The organism is Pseudoduganella buxea, from assembly GCF_009720835.1.
GTDB lineage: Bacteria > Pseudomonadota > Gammaproteobacteria > Burkholderiales > Burkholderiaceae_D > Rugamonas > Rugamonas buxea.
This window is the reverse complement of record NZ_WNKZ01000080.1, coordinates 22,195-28,607: the sequence shown is the minus strand read 5'-3', so window position 1 is coordinate 28,607 and position 6,413 is coordinate 22,195. Positions and strand designations below refer to the sequence as shown.

Sequence of the window (6,413 nt, the reverse complement as noted above, 5' to 3'; positions counted from 1 at the left end):
TCGACTGTTGATTGTTAAAGAATTCTGCCCTAAGGCGCTTGCTGCTGGTCTTGCGACCCCGACAAATCGTTGTGTTTGTCAGCAGCAGAGAGATGAGATTATGCGGTGTTTCGTGCAGCTCGTCAACATCTCTTTTTCTTCGCTAGGCCCGGCTTTCCGGGCTTTGCACCACCGCTTCGTTTCGTTTTCACTACTACGCTGCGGCAGGGACAGAACTATATCAAAGCCCCTCGAAGTTTGGCAAGCGCTTTTCGAGGAATGCTTTCATCCCCTCGCGCTGGGCCGGCGTGCCGAACGCCGCGTGGAACAGGCGACGTTCGTAATTGACGCCTTCGGTCAACGTCGTCTCGAACGCGCGGTTGACGGCATCCTTCACCATCATCGCCACCGACAACGGCATCGCCGCGACGGTATTGGCGGCCGCCAACGCCTCATCGATCAATTTGTCGGCCGGTACCACGCGTGACACCAGGCCGATACGCTCCGCTTCCGCCGCATCGATGGTGCGAGCCGTCAGCAGCAAATCCATGGCTTTCGACTTGCCGATGGCACGTGGCAGGCGCTGCGTGGCACCGGCGCCCGGCGTCACGCCGATCTTGATTTCCGGCTGGCCGAACTTGGCGCTGTCGGCCGCGATCAGGAAATCGCACATCATCGCCAGCTCGCAGCCGCCGCCCAGGGCATAGCCGGCCACCGCGCCGATCACGGGCTTGCGCACCTTGAGGATATGTTCCCAGTTGCGGGTGATGTAGTTGTCGCGGTAGGTATCCTGGTAGGTATAGTCGACCATGGCCGCGATGTCGGCACCCGCCGCGAATGCCTTCTCGCTGCCGGTCAGGATGATGCAGCCGATATCGGCATCCTTGTCGAACGCGGCCAGCGCCTCACCGAGTTCGTTCATCATGCGGTCGTTCAGCGCGTTCAGTGCCTTCGGACGGTTCAGGCGGATCAGGGCAACCTTGCCGTGGACTTCGACGATCAGGTCTTCATATTGCATGCGGGTCTCCTCAAGGGTGGGCTCTGGTGGCAATTCATCCGCCGATTGTAGCGTCATCGGGGGTGGACTGCTATGATCGGCCGACCGATGTTCACCACCCTACGCCGACAGATCACCGAACGATGGCGCGGCGACCCGCTGCTGGCCAGCCCTGACTTCCGTCGCTATTGGGCCAGCCTCGTGCTGACCAGTTTCGGCGGCCAGATCGGCGCCCTCGCGCTGCCGCTGTGCGCGGTGCTGCTGCTGCATGCGACGCCGGCCCAGATGGGCATCCTCACCGCCTGCCAGGCGATTCCCTTTGCCTTCTTTGCGCTGCCGGCGGGCGTCTGGCTGGACCGCAACCGCAAGCAGCCCATCCTGCTGGCGACCAAGCTGCTGCACGGCCTGACGCTGGCGTCGATCGCCGTGGCCTGGTGGTGCGGCCTATTGTCGATGCCCTGGCTGTACGGCGTGGCTGCCACGCTGGGCGTCTGCTCCGTCATCGGCGGCGGGGCCGAGCAGATTTTCCTGACCTTGATGGTGGGGCGCGAACGCATGGTGGAAGCGCAGTCGCGCTTTGCCACCACCGATTCGGTTTCGCGGCTGCTGGCACCCGGCCTGGCCGGCGTCCTGATCCAGTGGCTGACGGCGCCGGTGGCGATCCTGGTCGACGCCTTTGCCTTCCTCGTCTCCGCATGGAACCTGGTCAGGGTCAAGGTGCGGGAGGCGGCGCCAGTGCCCACGGGCCGCCACCCCTTGCACGATATCCAGGCCGGCTTTGCCTTCATCTGGGGCCAGCCACTGCTGCGCGCGCTGGCCTGGGGCGCCGGCATCTGGCACCTGCTCTTCTATGGATACTCGGCGCTGACGGTGCTGTTCGCCACGCGCGAACTGGGCATGAGCGCCGGCATGCTGGGCATGGCGCAGATGCTGGGCGGGATCGGCGTCTTCGTCAGCTCCCAGGTCATCAAGCCGCTCAACGCCCGCTACGGCGCCGGCGTGACGATGCTGATCGGCGCCGCCGGCACGGCGGTGGGCTTCGTGCTGATGCCCACCATTCCGCGCGAACTGTTCGGCAGCGCGCACGCCACCACGGCGGCCTACGCGGCGCTGGTGTTCTTCTTCGATTGCGGCGTCATGCTGTTCTTTATTCCGTACCAGGCCTTGCGCCAGCGCGTCACGCCGGACGAGATGCTGGGCCGGATGATCTCGACGATGCGCTTCCTCACCATCGCGGTAGCGCCGCTGGGAGCGCTGGCCGCCGGAGCGGTAGCCGACAGCTTCGGCGTGCGCACGGCGCTGGCCTGCATTGCCGCCGGCAGCGTGCTGCTGACGGCCGGACTGTTCGCTTCGCGCGCGATCCGAAGCGTGCGCCCCTGAACAGGGCACGGACCTACACTGGGCGCTTGCCTTATTGATAAGGGAGTCCGCCATGTTCAAGAATATCCTGCTGCCCACCGATGGCTCGGATCTGTCGGAAAAAGCCACCGCCATCGCCGTCAATTTCGCCAAGATCCATGGCGCCCGCATCGTCGGCATCTCGGTGATCCAGCCCTTCCCCTTCTTCCCGATGGCCGAGGGGGCCGTGGTGCCCGATGCGGAAGTGTTCGACACGCAGCTGAACGCGGCCGCACGCCGCAACCTGGACCAGATCGCCAACGCGGCCGCCGCCGCCGGCGTGCCGTTCGAAGGCATCATCGCCAATTCGCACAGCCCTTACGAGGAGATCGTCGCGGCCGCCGAAAAGCACAACTGCGACATCATCCTGATGGCTTCCCACGGCCGCAAGGGCCTGAACAAGCTGTTCCTCGGCAGCGAAACGCAGAAGGTGCTGGCCCACACGACGCTGCCGGTGCTCGTGCTGCGCTGAAGCGTGCTTACTGCGGCTTCGGCAGCAGCAGCCACACCTGGCCGCGCTGCTTCATGCGGCCGGCGTTCTCCGCCGCCTCCGTGCCGAAGCCGAAGAAGAAGTCGACCCGGATGGCGCCCTTGATGGCGCCGCCGGTATCCTGCGCCATCACCAGGCGCTGCATCGGGATATCGCTGGCCGCCTGCGTCGTCGACAGGAACAGCGGCACGCCCAGCGGCACCTGCGACGCATCCACGGCCACCGAACGCTGCGGCGTCAAGGGCACGCCCAACGAGCCTTTCGGGCCGATCGACGGGTCGGGCAGCTTCTCCTCGCGGAAAAAGACATAGCTGGGGTTCGCGTTGAACAGTTCCTGCTTGCGGGTGGGGTGGCCGGCGATCCATGCCTTGATGCCCTGGGCCGACGCCTGTTCCGGCGTCAGCTCGCCCTGCTCGATCAGCCATTTGCCGATGGATTTGTACGGATGGCCGTTCTGGTCTGCGTAGGCCACCCGCACCGTTTCGCCCGAATCGAGCTGCACCCGCCCGGAGCCCTGCACTTCCAGGAAGAAGGCCTCGACCGAGTCTTCCACCCACAGCAGTTCCTTGCCGGTGAAGCTGGCCTGGGCGATCTCGGCCCGGCTGGAATATGGCACCACCTTCCGGCCCTGCAGCCGCCCCCGCAGGCGCTTGCCCTTCAGGTCCGGGTACAGGCCGGCCAGTTCGATGGTCAGCAGATCGTCCGGCACTCTATATAGAGGGGTCTGGTACGGGCCGCCCTGCTTGCGCGCGCCCCGCAGCAGCGGTTCGTAGTATCCGGTGACGAGGCCACTGTCGCTGCCGTCCGGCGCGACGACGCGCTGCGGCTGCAGGAACGTCTCGAAGAACAGCCGGATCGCTGCTTCGCTGCCCTTGTCGACCGTCCGCGCCACCGTGCACGATTCCCTCCAGTCGGCCCGCTTGCCCAGCACGGAACAAGAGGACAGGAATGCCGGCCAGGCGGCGCGCAGGTCGTCGCGCGCCCAGCCGGGCAGTTCGGCGAACGTGGCCGGCACCAGACCGGTCGGTGCCGGCGGTGCCGGCGGCTGCGGAGTTGGCTGAGGTGCGGGCTGCGGTGCGGGCTGGGGGACCGGCTGTGGTGCGGGCGGCGGCGTCGCGCAACCGCCCAGCAGCAGGGCAGCGGCCAACGGCAGAGTGGAAAAGAGTAGACTACGGCGTACAAATGACATGGGGGAGCTATGTGGTATCTGATGATCGAAGCATTGGTGGCGCTGTTCCTGCTCGTGTTTATCGTGTGGTGGACGATGCCGGGCAAGAAAAAGAAACCGCCGGCCAGGCGGCCGGACGATTCATGATACGACAGCGCCTCAGTGCAGCGTGCGCGGCAGCGACAGTACGAATTCCGGGATCTTCGCTTCGAACTGGTGGCCGTCCTCGGCCACGCAGAAGTATTCGCCCACCATCGAGCCTTGCGGCGTGCGCAGCGCCGTGCCGCTGGTGTATTCGAACTGCTCGCCCGGCTGCAGCAGCGGCTGGTGGCCGACCACGCCCAGGCCCCGCACTTCCTCGATATGGTTGTTGGCGTCGGTGATGACCCAGTGGCGCGAGATCAGCTGGGCCGCCACCGTGCCCGTGTTCTTGATCGTGATCGAATAGGTGAACACGAAGTTGGTGCGCTCCGGGTCGGACTGTTCGGGCAGGTACTGGGTCCTGACCGTCACGGCGAATTCATATTGGGCCATCGATATTCCTTGGTGATTGCTGGGCAGCGCGGGCGCGCGCCCCTTGTTTGACCTGCAATTATGCCGAAAATTCAAGGCGCACGGTGAGCGGGGGCGCGGGCAGCCCGTTCCGGCCGAAATCGGCCCGTTTCGCACGGTGCGCTGCGCGCCTTGCGCACCGCAGCGTAAAATAGCGCATCTTTTTATCAGCCGCCCGCCATGACTACTTACCGCATCGCCCCCAGCATCCTGTCCGCCGACTTCGCCCGCCTGGGTGAAGAAGTACGCAACGTCGTCGCCGCCGGCGCCGACATCATCCACTTCGACGTGATGGACAACCATTATGTGCCGAACCTGACGGTCGGCCCGCTGGTCTGCCAGGCGATCCGCCCACATGTGCAGGTACCGATCGACGTGCACCTGATGGTCAAGCCGGTCGATCGCATCATTCCCGACTTCGCCAAGGCCGGTGCCAACATCATCACCTTCCACCCCGAGGCATCGGACCATATCGACCGCTCGCTGCAGCTGATCCGCGATAACGGCTGCAAGGCCGGCCTCGTGTTCAACCCGGCCACGCCGCTGTCGTACCTGGAGCACGTGATGGACAAGGTCGACATGATCCTCCTGATGTCGGTCAATCCCGGCTTCGGCGGCCAGTCCTTCATCCCGCAGACCCTGAAGAAGATCGCCGAGGCACGCCGGCTGATCGACGAATCCGGCCGCGACATCCTCCTGGAAGTGGACGGCGGCATCAAGGTCGACAATATCGCCGCGGCTGCGCAAGCCGGTGCCGACACCTTCGTCGCCGGTTCGGCCATCTTCGGCCAGCCCGACTACAAGGCCGTCATCGACGCCATGCGCGCCCAGCTGGCGGGGGTGTAAATGACGACGGCGGCCCACCCACTGTGCGGCGTGCGCGCCGCCATCATCGACCTGGACGGCACGATGCTCGACACCGTGCCGGACTTCCACGTCGCCATCAACCGCATGCGCGACGAACTGGGACTGCCCCACATCACGGCCGAGCAGATCAAGAACATGGTCGGCAAGGGCTCGGAAAACCTGATCCGCAGCGTGCTGGCACTGGACCATGACGACGCCGGCATCGAGCGCCACTTCACGGACGCGATGGATGCCTACCAGCGGCACTACCTGGCCATCAACGGCCACCACAGCACCTTGTATCCGGACGTGGCGGCCGGCCTGGCCGAGCTGAAAGGCGCCGGCCTGCGCCTGGCCTGCGTCACCAACAAGCCGCTGGCCTTCGCCCTGCCCCTGCTGAAGCTGAAGGAACTGGACGGTTATTTCGACGTCATCTACGGCGGCGACTCCTTCCCGAAGAAGAAGCCGGACCCGATGCCGCTGTTGAAGGCCTGCGAATTCTTCGGCCTGCCGCCGGCCCAGGTGGTGGCCATTGGCGACTCGTCGAACGACGCCGAAGCGGCCCGCGCCGCCGGTTGCCCCGTGCTGACGGTGCCATATGGTTATAACCACGGTGAGTCTATACACGAAACGGATTCCGATGGTATAGTTGACACGTTGCTTCACGCAGCCCAACTGATTGGGCTGCATAACGAGTCCACAGCAGGTGCCACAGACGGTGCCGCAGCCGGCGACTCTACCCAACCGCAGCAAGCACACTAAACGACCGATGTTTCTGAACAAAAGACACAACGTTACCCACCAAGGCTCGATTGAGGCCTGGCTATGGCGACGCTGGCAATCCTGGGCTGTCTAAGCCAAACTGATTGCTGCCGTCGGGGCTTTTGCTCGACGTTGTGACTTGTGTTCATCTCCCGCGCCCCGTGCGTCCGATCACCACGTCCACTCCCCCGGCAGGTTTTTTGAATCCTCAGCCGCGCCAC

Annotated in this window: 7 protein-coding genes; 4 read left to right on the top strand and 3 right to left on the bottom strand. The window is 64.8% G+C overall.

Features of this window, described 5'->3' with window-relative positions; all coding sequences use genetic code 11:
* Positions 1-220: 220 nt before the first annotated feature.
* A complete protein-coding gene (locus GM672_RS21700) occupies positions 221-997 on the bottom strand; it encodes an enoyl-CoA hydratase (RefSeq protein ID WP_155472617.1) in 777 nt (258 codons plus the stop codon).
* 87 nt (positions 998-1,084) lie between these two features.
* Between GM672_RS21700 and GM672_RS21695 the strand changes: the two genes are divergently transcribed.
* Together GM672_RS21695 and GM672_RS21690 are read left to right on the top strand one after the other, a co-directional pair.
* On the top strand, positions 1,085-2,356 hold the full coding sequence (locus tag GM672_RS21695) for an MFS transporter (protein ID WP_229417864.1): 1,272 nt from the start codon (positions 1,085-1,087) through the stop codon (positions 2,354-2,356).
* A 52-nt stretch (positions 2,357-2,408) separates the two neighbouring features.
* Entirely contained in the window at positions 2,409-2,846 is a 438-nt protein-coding gene (locus GM672_RS21690; protein ID WP_155472615.1) for a universal stress protein, read from the top strand.
* A gap of 7 nt (positions 2,847-2,853) precedes the next feature.
* On the opposite strand, the gene mltA is transcribed toward GM672_RS21690, so the two are convergent.
* Together mltA and apaG are read right to left on the bottom strand one after the other, a co-directional pair.
* On the bottom strand, positions 2,854-4,053 hold the full coding sequence (mltA, locus tag GM672_RS21685; protein ID WP_155472614.1) for a murein transglycosylase A: 1,200 nt from the start codon (positions 4,051-4,053) through the stop codon (positions 2,854-2,856).
* A 138-nt stretch (positions 4,054-4,191) separates the two neighbouring features.
* Positions 4,192-4,566: a Co2+/Mg2+ efflux facilitator ApaG/CorD gene (gene apaG, locus GM672_RS21680; RefSeq protein WP_155472613.1), complete on the bottom strand. Its 375-nt coding sequence runs from the start codon at positions 4,564-4,566 to the stop codon at positions 4,192-4,194.
* Between the two features lie 198 nt (positions 4,567-4,764).
* Between apaG and rpe the strand changes: the two genes are divergently transcribed.
* Positions 4,765-5,430, top strand: coding sequence for a ribulose-phosphate 3-epimerase (gene rpe, locus GM672_RS21675; RefSeq protein WP_155472612.1), 666 nt, complete (start codon positions 4,765-4,767; stop codon positions 5,428-5,430).
* Positions 5,431-6,192, top strand: a complete 762-nt coding sequence (locus tag GM672_RS21670) for a phosphoglycolate phosphatase (RefSeq protein WP_155472611.1) — start codon at positions 5,431-5,433, stop codon at positions 6,190-6,192.
* The last annotated feature ends 221 nt before the right edge of the window (positions 6,193-6,413 follow it).